The sequence below is a fragment of the Mesorhizobium sp. WSM4807 genome, assembly GCF_055811615.1.
The window spans coordinates 36,297-52,856 of sequence record NZ_JBVVQY010000027.1 but is presented as its reverse complement, the minus strand read 5'-3'; the positions used below and the strand labels follow the sequence as shown (position 1 = coordinate 52,856).

Below are 16,560 nucleotides of genomic sequence, written 5' to 3'. Positions count from 1 at the left end.
TCGGGGCCCGAATCGGATGGCGAAACTGCCTGAACGGATGATGACGCGCAGCGGCATTTTTTACTGTCGAATTTGGGCGGGCAATAGCCAAGGGCAGCCTGATCCTTCGCTGGGCGATCTTCGTGCGGGCAATTTTCGGCAGGCCGAGAACCCTGACGCGCCTAGCTTGGGCAGTTCCCAGCCGACGGCACCAACCGCCATGCCGATCTCGCTCGACGAACTTTTTGAGCGCTGGGAGGCGGAAACCGATCCGAGTGCCAGCACACTGTCCAACTGGCGCGGCATCATGCGCGACCTGAAATCATTCGTCGGGGACAGGCGGACGACATTACTCGCATCACCGCCGAGGATATCGTTGGCTGGAAAGACAAGCTCGTCAAAGCCGACGCGGCGGCAACCATCTCGCGATGGCTATCTCGGCTGCGCCCGTGCGCTGTTCAGGTTTGCCGTGGCGAACAGGCTCGCGGCGTCCGATCCCTCCCAGGGCATCAAGGTCGCGCGCAAGACGAAGGCGGGCATGAAGATGCTCGGCTACAGCGGCGAGGAGGTGGCTCGTCTGCTGGATTTGGCGAGCGCCGCTCCGGAACCTTGGAAGAAGTGGCTTCCCTGGTTGGCTGCGGCCACGGGTTCACGGATTGGCGAAGTGGCGCAGCTGCACGTCAGCCATGTGTTTGAGGAAGACGGATATCATGTCGTAAAGATCACGCCGGCAATCGATGCGGGTAGCATCAAGAATGCGGAAAGCGAAAGGACAGTGCCCATTCATCCGGCCCTGCTTGCAGCAGGCTTCCTGGAGTTCGTGCGAACGAAAGGCCAAGGCCCACTCTTCTATGGCCGCTCGTCAGGCGATCCAAAGCGAAAGCATGCCTCGAAAGGCGTTGCCAACCGGCTGGCTACATGGATTCGAGCGAACGGGTTTTCCGATCGACGCAAGGCGCCGAATCATGCGCTCAGGCACTGGTTCAAGACCGAAGCGTCAAGGGTTGGCATTTCTGACAGCGTGGCCGACGCCATTCAGGGCCACACCGACAGCAGTTCCTCGGGTGTCTACAGGCATATCGGCTTGGCCCTGATGGCATCAGCGCTCGAGAAGATCGAACTGCCGCCGCGCCGCGGCGTGTCCTTAGACGCTTAGAGCTACACGTCCGCGCTGGAGCAAGCTCGCAACCTCCTGATTGCGCCAAGAGCGGTTATCGCCGAACCACTACTCTCAGACGTCGCATTTGGGGGCCGACAAACGAACCCGCTGCGCGGGATGGGCGCGCGCGGTGAGGGCTCGCGCTCGCCCGCGAACTGCTCGCGGTCGCGAGCCCACCGCCTGTGGCCCGCGGGTTCCTTCCTCGGGGACTTTCGTACGCCTGCCGGCGCCCGAAACTCTTCACGATAGCGGACCGGCAGCTTTCCGGTGTCCGAAAGGACAATAGTGGACGTTCAGATCGGGAGGACCGAGGTCTCAGACCGGCGCGACCTCACCAACTCCTGGTCTCCTGCACCGATAGCCATGAGATCACGGCGAGAAACACCAAACCGCCTGAAGGCGTGCCTAGCCGTCCTAAAGGGGCTATAAAGTACCGAACCATGCTGGCGCGCCGTTACCCGGTCGCATGCGGGCGATCGTGCCGAAGCAGGAACGCCTGGGCGGCTTAGCCGCCATTATCGACGTCGCCGTCTGTTTCCGTAATGCTGAAAAGGACCGCGTCGATCGCGAGCGTCCCGGATTTTGCTCTCGATACCGACGACCCGACCGCGTCGATCCTCGATCACGACGCCGACCTCGTCCTGATCCTTGGTCCGGTAGTGTGAGAAAGACACCCGTCGCTCTGACCACGATGCGAGCTTCAGGAATTCCGACACCACGAAGCTCTCGAGCAAAGCACCGAACCGCGATCGGTCCTACGTCCTTCATCTACGGCCGGTCACAAGATTGTCAACAATCTTTAAAAGTTTTGTTGACAGGTGATTGATTTGAGCCTTCACTCGCAAAAGTCCGCGTATCGGTCGAGTTCTGTCGCAACAATGCGCGGCCTCCAAGGGGAAGAACAATGATCAACAGACGTTCAATAATCACATTCGCCGCGCTCGGCGCCGTCTCCGCGCTGGCAATCATGGCCGGCGGCACAATCACGGTGCACGCCGCCAACAAGGAACTCAAGATCGGCTTTGTCGGCGTGACGAGTGGCGCGGCCGCTGCGTGGGGCACATCCAACGTCCGCTCGATGCAGACACGCGCCGCTTGGATCAACGAAACCGGCGGTGTGAAGATTGGTGACGAGACCTATGACATCAAAATCGTCACCTTCGACGACCAGAAGGACCCGAAGCGGGCGATCGCCGGCATGGAGAAGATGGCCCAGGAGGGCATCCACTATGTCGTCGGTCCGAATGTCGACGACGGCGCGGCGGCGGTGCGTCCCGTGGCAGAATCCAAGGGCATCATCTATTTTCCCTACGCATTCCCGAAGGAACTCTACACCCCGCCGGCGTCCAACGCCGTGCTCGGCATGATCGCCAACTACCAGTCGGCTCCGGCGATCTACAAATATCTCATGGAAAACAGGGGCGTTAAGAAAGTTGCCTTTGTCGCCGCCAACGAATCCGATCCGCTGAGCCAGCGGGATGGCGGTGTTGCCGCGGCAAAGGCGCTCGGGCTCGAGGTTGTGGCTGCCACGGATGTCTACCAAAACGATACCCGCGATTTCACGCCGGTACTGACGCCGATCGTTTTGCAAAAACCGGACCTGCTGGTGCTTTCGGGTGTCGCGCCCGGCAATGCGCCGCTGCTGATCCGCGCCGCGCGCGAGCTCGGCTACGAAGGTCTGATCTCCACCGAAACGGCGCAGGATGCCAAGGTGCTGGAAGAGGGCGCGGGCGAGTTGGCCAACGGCTTCATCTCAGTCGGCGGCGCATCGACGCCCGAAATCGCGTCCGACACGATGAAGGAGTTCGTCGACCGCTATACGAAAATGTTCGGCGAATACAATGACGAGTCCAACACCAAGGTCTACGCGCTCGAATACATCGTCGAGACGCTGAAGGCGAACCCGGCCGCGATCGACAATGTCGAGGAGTTCAAGAAGACAATCGACACTTTCTCGGCACCCAATCCCTACCTGAAGGACGATGCCAAGCTGACCTATGTCGGAATGACGTCGTTCGGCCAGAAGCGCCAGCTTTCGGTCCCGATGGTGGTCACGGAATACCGCGACGGCAAGTTCGAGACGCTCTTCGTCGCTGAAGTCGATTGACGCAACTGCACCGAAGCGGATTGCCGCGGAGGCTCGAGCATTCGTCTTCAGCCTCTGAACGGCCGGAACCATCCTGATGGAACAAGTCATCGCCAACGGGCTCTATCTTGGCGCGCAATACGCCTTGATCGCGCTCGGTCTGACCCTGATCTTCGCGCTGATGAACGTGCTGAACTTTGCCCATGGGCAGATGTACGTTCTCGGCGGCTTCGTCACCTACACCGTCTATGGCCAGCTCGGCATGCCTTTCGTCGTCGCGCTCGTCGCGTCCGGGATCACGCTGCTGGTCATTGGAGCGCTGGTCGAGAAATTCCTTTTCAGAACGGTGATCAAGCGAAGCGTGCGGGAGGAAAGTACGATGCTTCTCGCGGCGGCGGTCGCATTCTTCCTCGACGCCGTAATCCTCCTCCTGTTCGGTGAAAAGCAGCGCGGCGTGCCGAAGATCGTCAACGGCGTCTTCGTCTCCGACAGCCTCATAATGCCTTACGACCGGCTGCTGGTCGGCGCTCTCGCCATACTGTTCATCGCATCCTTCGTGCTTTTCATGCAGTACAGCAAGCCGGGACGCGCCATGCGGGCGCTGGCGCAGGACCGGGTCGCGGCGCAGCTTATGGGCGTCGAGGTCGACCGCTATTCGATGATCGGCTTTGCGCTTGGCGCCATGCTTGCCGGCATAGTCGGCGGGCTGCTGGTCGCCATCACCGGCGTCAATTCGGGCATCGGCGGGCCGATCTCGATCAAGGCGTTCTTGATGGTGATGATCGGCGGGGCCGGCGTGGTCAGCGGAGCGATCGCCGGCGGCTTCATCCTCGGCATGATGGAATCGGTCGGCCTGACGGTGCTACGCCAATATGGCGACGTCACCTATCTCGTCATCTTCGCCGCGCTGATGGTGTTCCTGAGCATCCGCCCGAACGGGCTCATGGGCAAGCCGTGGGGGTGATGGACATGAAGCGTACACGCAACATCCTCGCCGTCGCTGTCTTCCTGCTGGTCGTACTCATCGGCGTGCCCTGGCTGATCGAGGCGACCGGTCGGCTCGACCTCTACTACACGCTGACCTCGGTCGCGCTGCTCAGCATCGCCAGCGCCGGGGTGTGGGTGACTTTCTACATCGGCCGCATCAATATCGGCCAGGGCGCCTTCGCGCTTATGGGCGGCTATGTTTCGGCCATTCTTGTCGTCCAGTACGGTGTGTCGTTCTGGCTGACACTGCCGCTGGCTGGGCTATTCTGCGCCGCTGCAAGCGTGCTGATCGGACTGCCCATCCTCAGGCTTCGCGGCGTCTATTTCGCCATGGTCACGCTGGTTTTGACCGAAGTGGCGCGGCTGCTCGCGCTGGCACTGCCGATCACCAACGGCGCCAAGGGCATGGTCAGCATTCCGCTCCCCGGCGGCATCTCGATCTTCGGGCTGACCATCCTTCCCGATTTCGCGACGCTCGCCAATCCGCGTCCCGCCTTCTATCTGGTGTCGGTTGTGATGATGGTGCTGTGCTTTGCGGCGCTCTACCGCCTAGTCCATTCGCGCATCGGCAAACTCTGCCAGTCGTTGCAGCAGAACGAGGAACTGGCCTCCTCGATCGGCGTCAACATCGCCTATCTGCGCGTTATCGCCTACGCCATCTCCTCATTCCTCGGCGGTATCGGCGGTGCGATGTTCGTCGCCATCTCGCAGTCGATCTATCCGTCGAGCTTTACCGTCACCGACTCGGTGAACTTCATGCTGAACTGCTTCCTCGGCGGGCTCGGCCACGTCTTCGGGCCGATGATCGGCACCTTCGTGCTCTATTTCGGCTGGGATTTCCTGTTCGAGACCGGCGAGTTCCAGTTGCTGATCTTCTCTTCGGTGCTGATCGCGCTGATGCTGTTCCTTCCCAACGGCCTGCTCAGCCTCAGGCTGTTCGGCAAGAAGCAGGGCTAGGACCATGACTGAGCTTCTCCAGATCAAGGCAGTGACCAAACGCTTCGGCGGGCTGGTCGCGGTCAACAATGTTTCCTTCGCGGTCCGCGAACGCGAAATCCTCTCCGTCATCGGCCCCAACGGCGCCGGCAAGTCGACGCTGTTCAAGCTGATTTCCTCTTTCCTCAATCCGACCTCGGGCGAAGTGCTGTTCCGGGGAGAGCGGATTTCAGGCCTGGCGCCGCATATCGTCGCCCGGAAGGGCGTGGTGCGCACGTTCCAGGAGACGACGATCTTCAAGGGCATGACGGTGCGCGACAATGTCATCATCGCGCATCACCTGCGTTCCAATGCCAGCCTTGCCGGCTTCTATCTCGGCACGAATACCGCACGGCGCGACGAGGATGAATTCGGCCGCTCGGCCGACGAGATCATCGACTTCCTCAATCTCGGCGCGCAACGGCATGAGATCGCCAGCACGCTGCCTCACGGCCATCTGCGCGCGCTCGGTATTGCCATCGGGCTCGCCACGAACCCGACCGTGCTTCTGCTCGACGAGCCCTTCGCCGGCATGAACCATGACGAAACCGTGCGCGCGGTGGAGATGGTGCGCGGCGTGCGGAAGCGCGGCGTGACTGTCCTGCTGGTCGAGCACGATATGCCCGCCGTCATGAACATTTCCGACCGCATCGTCGTCCTGAACTTCGGTGTGAAAATCGCCGAGGGAACGCCGAAGGAAATCCAGGAGAACGAAAAGGTCATCGAGGCCTATCTCGGCGCCGAAGATGAGACGATCGGATTTTAGCCATGGGCGAACTGCTGAAAGTCTCCGACGTCGAACTCTACTACGACCATGTCTATGCACTGAAGGGCGTGTCGCTCAACGTCAACGAGGGCGAGACCGTCGCGCTGATCGGCGCGAACGGCGCGGGCAAATCCTCGATCCTGCGCGCCATCACCGGCCTGAAGAAGGTCCGCAGCGGCGAGATTCATTTCCACGGCCACCGCATCGACGGAACGCGCCCGGACGAGCTGGTCAGGATGGGCATCGCCATGGTGCCGGAGGGTCGGCGCGTCTTTTCCTACATGACGGTGCGCGACAATCTGATGATGGGTGCCTTCACCCGCACCGACAAGGCCGAAATCGCCAGGACGCTGGACATGGTGCTCGGGCGATTTCCGCGCCTGAAGGAACGCTATTCCCAGACGGCGGGCACGATGAGCGGCGGCGAACAGCAGATGCTGGTGATCGGGCGGGCGCTGATGGCCAAACCGAAGCTTCTGCTGCTCGATGAACCCTCGCTCGGCGTCGCGCCGAAGCTCGTCCAGGACATCGCCCGCTCCATCGTGGCGATCAATCGCGACGAAAAGGTCAGCGTTCTCTTGGTCGAGCAGAATTCGCGCATGGCGCTGCGCATCTCGCAGCGCGCCTACGCACTGACGACCGGAAAGATCGCGCTGGCCGGACATTCGGCTGAGCTGCTTGGCGACGACCGAGTCAAGAAACTCTATCTCGGCGGCGAAATATGAAAGCGCAAATGGACATACTCGTCGTCAATCCCAACACCACCGCGTCCATGACCGAAAAGATCGGCGAGGCGGCGCGCGGCGCGGCTTCGGCCGGCACCAGGATCATCGCCGTCAATCCGAAGGACGGGCCGCCGAGCGTCGAAGGCTATTTCGACGAGGTCTTCGCCATCCCGGGAATGATCGGCGAGATCCAGAGACATCCGGCGGCGAGCGCCTGCGTCATCGCCTGCTTCGACGACACCGGCCTCGACGCAGTACGCTGCGTTGGCGAGATGCCGGTGGTCGGCATCGGCGAAGCGGCGTTTCACATGGCGAGCCTGATTGCCGGCAAGTTCAGCGTGGTGACGACGCTGTCGCGTTCGGTGCCGGCGATTGAGCACAATCTGGTGCGCTACGGCCTCGCCAGCCGCTGCGCCAGGGTGCGGGCAAGCGACGTTCCCGTTCTGGATCTCGAAGTGCCCGACTCCAACGCCCGCCATCGAATTTCGGAGGAGATCGAGCGCGCCATCCGCGACGACCGGGCCGAAGCGATTGTGCTGGGATGCGCCGGAATGGCCGACCTCGCCGCCGCGCTCAGCCGCGAACATGGCCTTCCCGTGCTCGACGGCGTCGCCTGCGCGGTAAAACTCTGCGAGAGCCTCGTCGGCCTTGGCCTGTCGACCTCGAAGCGCGGCGGCTACCAGGTTCCACTCGAAAAATCCTTCGCCGGAATCTTTGCCCCCTTTTCGCCCTCCGGCCGTGTATCCTGATGCGTGCAAAATTGTTGACATTCCCACACAGGATGTTCGATGTCCGGCCGGAAACGCGGTGTTCGCGCCGCTATGCGATCCGGCCGCCGGGACAATGAGACGATGGACCTGCTTGGACCAAAGACACGGGATGGCGACAAGCCGACGATGCGCTGGTTTCCGGTCTATGCCGGCCTGCGCGACGCCATCGTCAGCCACCGCCTCGCACCGGGCACAAAGCTGCCCGAGGACGAACTCGCCTCGATTTATTCGGTGAGCCGCGCGGTGATACGCGCGGCGCTGCAGGCGCTGTCGCATGACCGCTTGGCTCGGCTCGAGCCGAACCGCGGCGCGTTCGTCGCCCAGCCGACCAAGCAGGAAGCGCGCGAGGTGTTCGAAGCGCGGGCGCTGATCGAGCCCAAGGTCGCGGCGCTTGCCGCCGAAGTGGCAAAGCCGGCCGAGATCGCGCAACTGCGGCTTCATCTCGAAAAAGAGCACGAGGCTCTGCATGCCGGCCGCGACAGCGACGCCATAATGCTGTCGGCAAAATTCCATGTCGGCATCGCCGAAATCGCCGGCCATTCGATCCTGACCGGCTTCGTCAAAGACCTGTTGTCGCGGTCGTCGCTGATCATCGCGCTCTACTGGCGCCGCCGCGACACCACCTGCGAAAGCCACGCCCATCACGCCCTCGTCGATGCCATCGAAAAGCACGACGCAAAAAACGCGTCCGACCTGATGCGAAGTCATCTCATCGACCTTCTGTCGGGCCTTGATCTGTCGCTTGGCGAGAAGAAGCCCGAGAGCCTGTCGGATATCTTGCGCTGATCTCCGCCGTCAAACTCTTCGCCGGAGTTCGCCTATGTCCGCACCATGCTGGGCGTGCATAGCATGCATCGGCCCATGAGGACTGCTTCTTCGTTCCTGCTGTCATAACAGTAGCGCTCGTTGAGTCCGCGGCGCTGCCCTCCAGCTGCAGCTACTCCTGCTGGGCCGTAGAGTCCCTCCCGCACAACGGTCGGGCAACGCGCCCGATCAGAGCTTGACGCAGCGCAGTCGCAGCAAGGATTGGGCAAACTGCCGGTTTTTCTTATGGCCTTTAGATACGACTTGATGCGATCGGTCGATGGCCCTCGCGAGAGGCCAGTTCCACACTGCAATCTTATGCAACTTTGCGCGAACAAACGTCGAACAACGTCATACCGACTTCGCTCACATGCTGCGGATCCGCTGTTCGTGATGGGCTCAGTTGCGCCAAGAGCGACCTTCCGAGCCGAGAACCAAAACTGTCGCATTTGGCGCCGAGAGAGGACCGGCAGCCTCAGGTTTCATAACGAAGATATCAGACGTTCAACCTGCTGGGGCCAGGGTCGCGAACTGACCCTAAGCTGCCGTTTCACGGAACCACCTTGGAACTCCGGCTCGGCGGGAAAGCGGACGTTCAGCCATATCCACGTCAGACCTTACACAGGGAAAATGACAAAAGCCCCGGAAGCGGTCGATCCGGGGTCGACCATGTCCTTGTCTGATCAGGGATTATGATGACATCGCTGCGTCGGCCGCCTCGGCGGCGCGCCGTCTCAGCAGGTCATGTTCCCGCCTGTTGCCCGCCAGCGTCGCGGCCGCTTCGAACGCGGCGCGCGCCTCCTCGTAACGGCCGAGCTTGTGGAGTAGGTCGCCGCGAACGCTCGGCAGCAGGTGATAGCCTTTGAGCGCCGGCTCGCGCGCAAGGCGGTCCACGATCACCAGCGCCACTTCTGGGCCCTCGGCCATGCCGACGGCAACCGCGCGGTTGAGGTCGATGATTGGCGAGCGCACGACAGCCGCCAGCTCCGCATAAAGTCCGGCGATGCGCGACCAGTCGGTATCGCCCGCCGTCCTCGCCTGGGCGTGGCAGGCGATAATCGTCGCCTGGAGGACGTAAATGCCGCCGGCTCCGCCTAATTCGCGTGCTCGCCCGAGCGCCTGCATCCCGCGCCGGATCTGGAGCTGGTCCCAGAGTGCGCGGTTCTGGTCCAGCATGAGGATTGGCTCGCCCCCTGCATCAGTACGCGCCGCCGTGCGCGAGGCGTTCAGCTCCATCAGAGCGAGCAGTCCATGGGCTTCGGGCTCGTGCGGCACGATGGAGGTGAGCACGCGGCCCATGCGAAGCGCTTCATTGCAGAGCTGGGGGCGCAGCCAGTCCTCGCCGCTCGCCGCGGTGTAGCCTTCGTTGAAGATGAGGTAGACGACCTCCAGCACCGAGGAGAGCCGCTTTGAGAGCTCCTCGCCGCTTGGGGTCTCGTAGGCCAGCCCCGATTCCGAAAGAGTCCGCTTCGCGCGCACGATGCGCTGGGCGATCGTCGCCTCCGGCAGCAGGAAGGCCCTGGCGATCTCCTGGGTTGTCAGGCCGCAGATCATCCGCAGTGCCAGCGCCGCGCGCGCCTCGCGCGAAAGGTGCGGGTGACAGGCGGTGAAGATGAGCCGAAGCAGTTCATCGCCTATGCCGTCGTCCAGGGCCGAGTCGAGGTCGGGCATGGCCAGCTGCTCCTCCTCCATGTCCCAGGCGATAATGTCGTGCTTGCGCTCAAGCATCCGGCTGCGGCGCAGATGATCCAGGGCCCGGCGCTTGGCGGTCGCCATCAGCCAGGCGCCGGGTTTTTCCGGAACGCCTGTGGCGGGCCACCGCTCAAGGGCGGCCAGCAGGGCTTCCTGCGTCAAATCCTCGGCCAGGGGCACATCGCGCAGCATCCTCGCCAGACTGGTGATCAGCCGAGGCTGCTCGATCCGCCACACGGCGAGGATCGTGCGATGGGCGTCGGCGACCGTCATGGCCGCCGACCGCGTCTGCAGGAACGTCGCCTCAAGGGACGGCAAACGCGCGGACCTCGCACGTACCCTCCCAATCCGGCATGAAATCCTTGTGGAGCTGCATGAACTCGACCGCCGATGCCACAGCCTCTTCCTTGTTCCGGAACTCCATGATCGCGTAGCCGCCGATGACCTCCTTCGCCTCGACGAACGGGCCATCGATGACGCTGAGCTTCCCATCGGCGATGCGCACCTGCGCGCCCATCGCGACCGGCGTGAGCCCGCCCATGTCGACCATGCGGCCGGCCTTGATTTCCCGGTCGGCGAGCTTGTTCATCGCCTCGATGAGTTCCGCCGTTGGCGGTCCGGCGTGGGCGGAAGTGACGAACGACATGAAGCGCATTTGAGAACTCCTCCTGAGGCGAGCCGCGGACGTGATGGCCGCTGAACAGTCTCGCTAATAAGTCGACGAACCAGCCCCCGGCGGATCGACATGCGCTTTGAATAAAATCACGCCCGGGCTCTAAAGACGATGGGCGAGTGAACAGGTCCGATTGACCAACCCCATCTAACCCCGACAACTCGTCCAGCGTCGTGAGTTGCGTTGCCGTGTCAATTTTGGCGGCTAGGAGGCTGCTTGAAACTGGCCGGCGTGATGGAATGAAACGCGAGACGGCCGAGCTAGCTCGCAGGGCGAGTGTCCGGCCAAGTCCTGGGTGAGTTCTCGGATTGTCGTGAAATGAGCGTGGGAAAGGCGCACTGGCCGGCAGTGGCGGCAAACGCGGCGGAAGCCGGCCGCAGCGATTCGGCGATACGCATGGTTGTCGATAGCGCGTCCCCGGCGGGTCATTGCGCACCGCCAGGGATCAGCGGCGACACGGCGACAGCCGCGCCGCCGGTCTGTAGCGGGCTAATTGAGCCCCGCCTTGTCCAGGCCATACATTGCATCGGCGGAACCCGGCACGGTCTTGAAGCCGACGTTGAGGCGGTTCCACGAGTTGACCACCATGACAGCGAAGCTAAGATCGGAGATCTCCTTTTCCGACAGCTGCGTGCGGACGCGCTCATAGATCTCATCGGAAACGCCCTGGTCCGGCAGCTTGGTCAGGACTTCCGTCCATGCGTGTGCGGCGCGCTCGCGTGGGGCGAACAGGGTCGAATCCCTCCACGCGGCCAAGTGGTAGAGGCGCAGTTCGCGCTCGCCGTGCATCTTTGCCTGCTTGACGTGCATATCGAGGCAGAAGGAGCAGCCGTTGAGCTGCGAAGCACGAATACTGACAAGATTGAGGATGGACTCCTCGATCGAGCTTGCACGGAGAGCCGTTACAACCCCGGTGAACTTCTTCACGAGTTCCGGAGATTGATCGGCCCAGTTAACACGGGGCCCACGCTTGGTCCCGGCCTCCGCCGTCGGTTTGGTGGTGATATTCATGAATGTCTCCTTGAAGGCGGTTTATCGCCTGCAAATCATGCCGGGACGCGCCGGGCCGAGCCATCATGCGAGAGGCCATGTCGCCACTCGGCTGGTCTAGGCAGTGTCATCCTGAGGGCTAGGCCAAGTACGCTTCGGCCACGCCTCATGGATTTCCATGAGGTGCAGCCGGGGGGGCGCCGAATTAGAGTGGGCCATGAGTTCGCCAGCCGAGATCATGAGATCGCCAGCCCAGATATCGCGGAGACGTGCTACACGCAGCGTTGACAATCCCCAGCCATTCTTTGCCCGGCAGGAGAAACCGATGATGTCCGTCTGGTCGCGCCCGCAATTCCTTCATCTGGGGCTATTTTTTGCGGCATATGTCTTGGGCTGCGGGTTCGCCCAGGCGCTCGCAATCGTCCCCGGAATAACGGTTTCCATTTGGCCTCCGGGCGGCGTTTTCATCGCGACGCTCATCCTCACCTCGCCTTACAGTTGGCCGTGGTGGATACTGGCGGGTTGCCTGGCGGAGATGTTCGCGCAGTTCGTGTGGTTCCACAGTCCGCTGCCTGCGGGCTTTCTGATCTATGTCGGCAACGCCCTCGGCGCGGCTGTCGGCGCAACGCTGGTGAACCGGACATGCGGGCGCCCGGTTCGGCTCGAAACCTTGCAGGAAGTTCTCGCATTCGTCGTTCTGGGTGCTGGAGTTGCGCCCCTCGTAAGCGCGACGGTGGGAAGCGCGACGCTTGCGTGGTTTGGGGTAGAATCGCAAACCTTCACGGCGGTATGGCCGCTGTTTTGGATTGGAGACGCCACCGGAATCCTGCTCGTAGCGCCACCGGCGTTGGTCGTGATCCAGTATTGGCGCAGCAAGACCCAATTCTCTCCCGCGCAGCGGGCGGAAGCCGGCGTCCTAGGTCTGATCTTCCTAGGGGTCGCCGCACTTTCCTTGAGCGACGTCTATCTGCCCACCCCCTACATCATCATGCCGCCCCTTCTTTGGGCCGCGGCGCGCTTCGAGTTCAGAGGTGCTGCCGTCGCCTTGACGCTCCTCGCCCTGATCACGATGGCGCTGACGATATCCGGTGACAGCCAGTTTGTCGGCGATCCCGAGTCCCAGAGGGAAAGGCAGGTCATGCTGCAGCTTTTCCTGGCAATCTCGGCATTTTCGGCGCTCATCGTGGCGGCCATATCCCGGCAATATCAGCTGGCGCTGGCCACATCGCGAGACCGGGAACGGGAGCTCTCGCAGCTCGTCGATATGGTTCCGAGCCACGTCTGGCGTCTAACGCCTGACGGCGAGCCGATTTTTTTCAATAAGCGCATGGTCGATTTTCTCGGCCTGGACGTGGCGGATACGGTCAAGCCGGGCATGAGCCGCTTGACCGCGATGATAGAGGCCGGCGTCCATCCGGACGATGCGGCGGCGTTCGGGGACACGCTCCGCGATCGCCTCGCCACCGGCGAGGTCTTTGCGATGCGGTACCGCTTGCGCCGCCTCGACGGGACCTACCGCTGGATGTCGAGCCGCGCCGAGCCGATGAGGGATCAGGAGGGGCGCATCGTCCAATGGTACGGCCTCTGTCACGACATCGACGACCAGATGCACGCCGAAGAGGCGTTACGGCGCAGCGAGCGGCAGTTGCGGGAGACGATCGACGCCGTGCCGGTCCGCATCTGGAGCGCAAAGCCTACGGGCGGGCCGGTCTACTTCAACAAGCGTTACCAGGACCATTTCCGCTCCGTCATCGCGAATTTCGAAGCTATCGAGGAGCCGCGCATCGAGAAGCTGCTTCAAGAGCTGATCCATCCCGAAGATGCTCCGAAGGTGCAGAACACTCTACGGAATTGCTTCGAAACCGGCGGCGTGTCCACGATGCGATTTCGTTGGCGCGAAGAGGACGGCGCGTATCGCTGGGCCGAGTGCAGGGTGGAGCCTCGGCGTAACGAAGACGGTGAGGTCGCGGAATGGTACGGCGTTTCCCTCGACATCGACGATGAGGTGCGTGCGCAGGAAGCCTTGCGCGATAGGCAGCGCGAGCTCTCGCAGCTCGTGAACATGGTTCCCGTCCATATCAGACGTCTGACGCCGGAAGGCGAGCCGACCTTCTTCAACAAGCGCTTGCTAGACTTCTTCGGCTTGAACGACCTGGCGCAACTGGACAAGCCTGACATGAGCCGGCTGGCGGCAGCCATACAGGCCCTCGTCCATCCCGACGATGCACCTCTCCTGCTCGACACGGTTCGCCACTCCCTCGCCACCGGGGAGCCCTACTTTATGAAGTATCGTATGCGTCATGCGGATGGCGCGTATCGCTGGGTCGACGGCCGCGGGGAGCCGGTGCGGGACCAAAGCGGCGCGATCGTGCAATGGTACGCAATTTCCATCGACATCGATGGGGAAGTTCGGGCGCAGGAAGAGCTGCGTCTGGCGCAAGCAAGTCTAGCGCGTGCGAGCCAGGCAGCCAGCCTTGCCGAGCTCTCGGCATCTATCGCGCATGAGGTGAACCAACCACTCGCCGCGATCGTCGCCAACTCCAGTGCATGCCACCGCTGGCTTTCGGCCGAACCCCCAAACCTCGAGCGCGCGAAGATCACCGCCGAGCGCATCATCCGGGACGCCAACTCGGCAGCGGAAGTTGTCAGCCGAATCCGCGCCTTGTTCAGGCAATCCGTGGAGCCAAGGAATCGCACGATGCTCGGTAGCATCATAGCCGAGGCGCGCGATCTTATGGCCGAGGAGGCGGCGCGGCGGCGCGTCCGCCTGGATGTCGATGTCGGAAGCAGCTTGCCGCTTCTCGCCCTCGACCGCGTACATATCCAGCAGGTCCTGGTGAACCTCATTCGAAACGGCATGGATGCGATGGACTCCATTGCGGGTGACCGGGTTCTTGGGGTGAGGGTCCGCCGCGTGGGCGATGTGGTCCAAACGGAGATCAGTGATCGCGGCGCGGGGGTCGCGTTTCCCGACAAGATATTCGAGCCGTTCTTCACGACGAAGGGGAACGGAATGGGCATGGGGCTCGCGATCAGCCGTTCGATCGTCGAATCGCATGGCGGACGCCTGTGGGCGGAGAAGAACGAACCGCAGGGAGCGACGTTCGTCTTCACCTTGCCTATTGAAACGAAAGCGGCGCCATGACCACGGATGACCATATCGTCTTCATCGTGGACGACGATGCGCGCCTACGGGAAGCGCTGAGCGAGTTGCTCGATTCGCACGGCATTCGCGCCGCCGCGTTCGGATCGGCCGGCGAATACATCAGTGCGGACAAACCGGACGCCCCGGCATGCCTCATCCTCGATGTCGAGCTGCCCGACATAAACGGCCTCGATCTGCAGAGGCAGATTGCGAAGGGAGATCATCCGCCGATCGTGTTCATAACAGGGCACGGCGACATTCCTTCATCCGTCCAGGCGATCAAGCATGGCGCCGTGGACTTTCTCACCAAGCCCTTCAGCGATGCCGATCTTATGTCTGCAATCCATGCGGCGATAGCCGAGGATCGGGAAAGGAGATCGGCGCGCGCTGAACTAAGCGTGCTGAGGCGACGCTATCTCGAGCTGACGCCACGCGAACGCGAGGTGCTGCCGTTGGTAGTGAGTGGTCTGCTCAACAAGCAGGCCGCCGCCGAGCTGGGGATCAGCGAAGTCACGCTGGAAATCCATAGAAGGAACGTGATGCAGAAAATGGCGGCGGCGTCGCTCGCTGATCTCGTGAGGACCGCGGAGCGATTGGAGATACCAGTCACCCACTCGCGCCGAGCGGGGGGGAGCCGGGCGTGACCAAGGGAAGACCCGTTGTTGCGGTTGTCGACGACGATCCAAGGGTGGTCGAGTCGCTGGAGGATCTGCTGGAGTCCGCAGGCTATGCGGCACGCAGCTTCTCGTCAGCACGATCATTGCTCATCAGCGGGCTGGCCGGCCTGGACGTTCTCATCACCGACATTGGGATGCCCGGCATGGACGGCTTCGAGCTTTGTGACCTGGTAAAGAAGGTGCGCCCGGATCTGCCGATATTCCTGATCACTGGGCGCGACGAGATTACCGATGCGGACAGAGTCCAGGGCGTCAGCAGATGCTTCCGCAAGCCGTTCGATGCGCAGGTCATGCTGGCAGCCATCGGCAATGCCTTACGCAAATCGAAAAATGGAGGTGAGCATGAGAGTTGAGCAGCCACACTTACGGGGATCGGCTCCGTTGTCAGCGCAGAGGAGGAGCGAAGCGGAGCAGCCACTCGTCATCATTGTGGATGACGATGCGTCTGTTCAGGAGGCGCTGTCCGAATTGATACTTTCCGCTGGATTCCAGCCTGTTTGTTTCAGCTCGACGCGCGAATTGCTCAATGCCGACGTACTGGACAGCTCCGGTTGCCTGATCCTCGATGTGCGAATGCCGGGGTCGAGCGGCCTCGACTTGCAGCGCCATCTGGCCCAAACCGGCAACCCCAAGCCGGTCATCTTCCTGACCGGGCACGGCGACATTCCAATGACCGTGCAGGCGATGAAGGCCGGTGCGGTGGACTTTCTGACGAAGCCGGTGCGGGATCAGACGCTGCTTGACGCCGTACTTGCGGGCATCGCGACGGATGCCACGCGGCGAGCGGAAGCTGCGGTCGTCAAGCGCAACCTCGACCGCCTCGAGACGCTGACGCCACGCGAGCGCGAGGTTCTGCATCAGGTCGCCCGTGGACGCCTCAACAAGCAGATCGCCTTCGATCTCGGCATTAGTGAGGTGACGGTGAAGCTGCACCGCGGCAATGTCATGCGCAAGATGGAGGCCGCATCCATCGGCGAGCTGATCCGCGCATGGGAGACGCTGCCGGCGGCGATGCGCGACGCCGGCGCGAACTAGACTTTGGCACAAGGCGATGGATGCTTCCGTCCGAAAGGATCGGCTAGCGCAGGGATATCCCTCCTCGTGAAGCACGAGGAGGTCAGCTTGAAGGCAG

The 16,560-nt window shown here is 62.3% G+C and carries 16 protein-coding genes; 12 read left to right on the top strand and 4 right to left on the bottom strand.

What is annotated here, in order from left to right:
- Window positions 1-16: 16 nt before the first annotated feature.
- The gene (locus AC0L3N_RS26840) at window positions 17-1,135 is read left to right on the top strand and encodes a site-specific integrase (RefSeq protein WP_473550495.1); all 1,119 of its coding nucleotides are present in this window, start codon (window positions 17-19) and stop codon (window positions 1,133-1,135) included.
- Window positions 1,136-1,653: 518 nt separating this feature from the next.
- Here AC0L3N_RS26840 and AC0L3N_RS26835 read toward each other — a convergent pair.
- Window positions 1,654-1,854 (bottom strand): DUF4143 domain-containing protein, encoded by a 201-nt coding sequence (locus tag AC0L3N_RS26835; RefSeq protein WP_244602686.1) that lies wholly within the window; start codon window positions 1,852-1,854, stop codon window positions 1,654-1,656.
- 188 nt (window positions 1,855-2,042) lie between these two features.
- Here AC0L3N_RS26835 and AC0L3N_RS26830 point away from each other — a divergent pair, with 188 nt between their 5' ends.
- The 7 genes from AC0L3N_RS26830 (at window position 2,043) to AC0L3N_RS26800 (ending at window position 8,233) form a co-directional block, all read left to right on the top strand.
- On the top strand, window positions 2,043-3,245 hold the full coding sequence (locus AC0L3N_RS26830) for an ABC transporter substrate-binding protein (RefSeq protein ID WP_473550493.1): 1,203 nt from the start codon (window positions 2,043-2,045) through the stop codon (window positions 3,243-3,245).
- A 76-nt stretch (window positions 3,246-3,321) separates the two neighbouring features.
- Window positions 3,322-4,188, top strand: a complete 867-nt coding sequence (locus AC0L3N_RS26825; RefSeq protein ID WP_123145977.1) for a branched-chain amino acid ABC transporter permease — start codon at window positions 3,322-3,324, stop codon at window positions 4,186-4,188.
- A gap of 5 nt (window positions 4,189-4,193) precedes the next feature.
- Entirely contained in the window at window positions 4,194-5,168 is a 975-nt protein-coding gene (locus AC0L3N_RS26820; RefSeq protein ID WP_123147305.1) for a branched-chain amino acid ABC transporter permease, read from the top strand.
- A 4-nt stretch (window positions 5,169-5,172) separates the two neighbouring features.
- On the top strand, window positions 5,173-5,952 hold the full coding sequence (locus AC0L3N_RS26815) for an ABC transporter ATP-binding protein (RefSeq protein WP_473550492.1): 780 nt from the start codon (window positions 5,173-5,175) through the stop codon (window positions 5,950-5,952).
- Window positions 5,953-5,954: 2 nt separating this feature from the next.
- On the top strand, window positions 5,955-6,677 hold the full coding sequence (locus AC0L3N_RS26810) for an ABC transporter ATP-binding protein (protein WP_473550490.1): 723 nt from the start codon (window positions 5,955-5,957) through the stop codon (window positions 6,675-6,677).
- An 8-nt stretch (window positions 6,678-6,685) separates the two neighbouring features.
- Window positions 6,686-7,426, top strand: coding sequence for an aspartate/glutamate racemase family protein (locus tag AC0L3N_RS26805; RefSeq protein WP_473550489.1), 741 nt, complete (start codon window positions 6,686-6,688; stop codon window positions 7,424-7,426).
- A gap of 102 nt (window positions 7,427-7,528) precedes the next feature.
- Window positions 7,529-8,233, top strand: a complete 705-nt coding sequence (locus tag AC0L3N_RS26800; protein ID WP_123147303.1) for a GntR family transcriptional regulator — start codon at window positions 7,529-7,531, stop codon at window positions 8,231-8,233.
- A gap of 708 nt (window positions 8,234-8,941) precedes the next feature.
- Here the strand turns inward: AC0L3N_RS26800 and AC0L3N_RS26795 are convergent.
- From AC0L3N_RS26795 to AC0L3N_RS26785, 3 genes are all read right to left on the bottom strand, one after another.
- Window positions 8,942-10,216 (bottom strand): RNA polymerase sigma factor, encoded by a 1,275-nt coding sequence (locus AC0L3N_RS26795; protein ID WP_473550487.1) that lies wholly within the window; start codon window positions 10,214-10,216, stop codon window positions 8,942-8,944.
- Between the two features lie 31 nt (window positions 10,217-10,247).
- Window positions 10,248-10,598 (bottom strand): YciI family protein, encoded by a 351-nt coding sequence (locus AC0L3N_RS26790; protein ID WP_473550485.1) that lies wholly within the window; start codon window positions 10,596-10,598, stop codon window positions 10,248-10,250.
- A 507-nt stretch (window positions 10,599-11,105) separates the two neighbouring features.
- Window positions 11,106-11,627: a carboxymuconolactone decarboxylase family protein gene (locus AC0L3N_RS26785; RefSeq protein WP_473550484.1), complete on the bottom strand. Its 522-nt coding sequence runs from the start codon at window positions 11,625-11,627 to the stop codon at window positions 11,106-11,108.
- Between the two features lie 304 nt (window positions 11,628-11,931).
- On the opposite strand from AC0L3N_RS26785, the gene AC0L3N_RS26780 reads away from it, so the two are divergent.
- The 4 genes from AC0L3N_RS26780 to AC0L3N_RS26765 are packed head-to-tail and all read left to right on the top strand — an operon-like array spanning window position 11,932 to window position 16,463.
- Window positions 11,932-14,751, top strand: coding sequence for an MASE1 domain-containing protein (locus AC0L3N_RS26780; protein ID WP_473550482.1), 2,820 nt, complete (start codon window positions 11,932-11,934; stop codon window positions 14,749-14,751).
- Entirely contained in the window at window positions 14,748-15,395 is a 648-nt protein-coding gene (locus tag AC0L3N_RS26775; protein ID WP_473550481.1) for a response regulator transcription factor, read from the top strand. The genes AC0L3N_RS26780 and AC0L3N_RS26775 overlap by 4 nt, the downstream gene beginning before the upstream one ends.
- Entirely contained in the window at window positions 15,392-15,781 is a 390-nt protein-coding gene (locus AC0L3N_RS26770; RefSeq protein ID WP_473550479.1) for a response regulator, read from the top strand. The genes AC0L3N_RS26775 and AC0L3N_RS26770 overlap by 4 nt, the downstream gene beginning before the upstream one ends.
- On the top strand, window positions 15,771-16,463 hold the full coding sequence (locus AC0L3N_RS26765) for a response regulator transcription factor (RefSeq protein WP_123145970.1): 693 nt from the start codon (window positions 15,771-15,773) through the stop codon (window positions 16,461-16,463). The genes AC0L3N_RS26770 and AC0L3N_RS26765 overlap by 11 nt, the downstream gene beginning before the upstream one ends.
- The last annotated feature ends 97 nt before the right edge of the window (window positions 16,464-16,560 follow it).

What these genes read in the sequence shown, in the direction of transcription:
- AC0L3N_RS26820 (WP_123147305.1), top strand. Translation starts at nt 4,194, where the DNA reads ATGAAGCGTACACGCAACATCCTCGCCGTCGCTGTCTTCCTGCTGGTC.
- AC0L3N_RS26785 (WP_473550484.1), bottom strand. Translation starts at nt 11,627, where the DNA reads ATGAATATCACCACCAAACCGACGGCGGAGGCCGGGACCAAGCGTGGG.
- AC0L3N_RS26765 (WP_123145970.1), top strand. Translation starts at nt 15,771, where the DNA reads ATGAGAGTTGAGCAGCCACACTTACGGGGATCGGCTCCGTTGTCAGCG.
- AC0L3N_RS26815 (WP_473550492.1), top strand. Translation starts at nt 5,173, where the DNA reads ATGACTGAGCTTCTCCAGATCAAGGCAGTGACCAAACGCTTCGGCGGG.
- AC0L3N_RS26775 (WP_473550481.1), top strand. Translation starts at nt 14,748, where the DNA reads ATGACCACGGATGACCATATCGTCTTCATCGTGGACGACGATGCGCGC.
- AC0L3N_RS26790 (WP_473550485.1), bottom strand. Translation starts at nt 10,598, where the DNA reads ATGCGCTTCATGTCGTTCGTCACTTCCGCCCACGCCGGACCGCCAACG.
- AC0L3N_RS26800 (WP_123147303.1), top strand. Translation starts at nt 7,529, where the DNA reads ATGGACCTGCTTGGACCAAAGACACGGGATGGCGACAAGCCGACGATG.
- AC0L3N_RS26810 (WP_473550490.1), top strand. Translation starts at nt 5,955, where the DNA reads ATGGGCGAACTGCTGAAAGTCTCCGACGTCGAACTCTACTACGACCAT.
- AC0L3N_RS26805 (WP_473550489.1), top strand. Translation starts at nt 6,686, where the DNA reads ATGGACATACTCGTCGTCAATCCCAACACCACCGCGTCCATGACCGAA.
- AC0L3N_RS26840 (WP_473550495.1), top strand. Translation starts at nt 17, where the DNA reads ATGGCGAAACTGCCTGAACGGATGATGACGCGCAGCGGCATTTTTTAC.
- AC0L3N_RS26830 (WP_473550493.1), top strand. Translation starts at nt 2,043, where the DNA reads ATGATCAACAGACGTTCAATAATCACATTCGCCGCGCTCGGCGCCGTC.
- AC0L3N_RS26825 (WP_123145977.1), top strand. Translation starts at nt 3,322, where the DNA reads ATGGAACAAGTCATCGCCAACGGGCTCTATCTTGGCGCGCAATACGCC.
- AC0L3N_RS26780 (WP_473550482.1), top strand. Translation starts at nt 11,932, where the DNA reads ATGATGTCCGTCTGGTCGCGCCCGCAATTCCTTCATCTGGGGCTATTT.
- AC0L3N_RS26795 (WP_473550487.1), bottom strand. Translation starts at nt 10,216, where the DNA reads ATGACGGTCGCCGACGCCCATCGCACGATCCTCGCCGTGTGGCGGATC.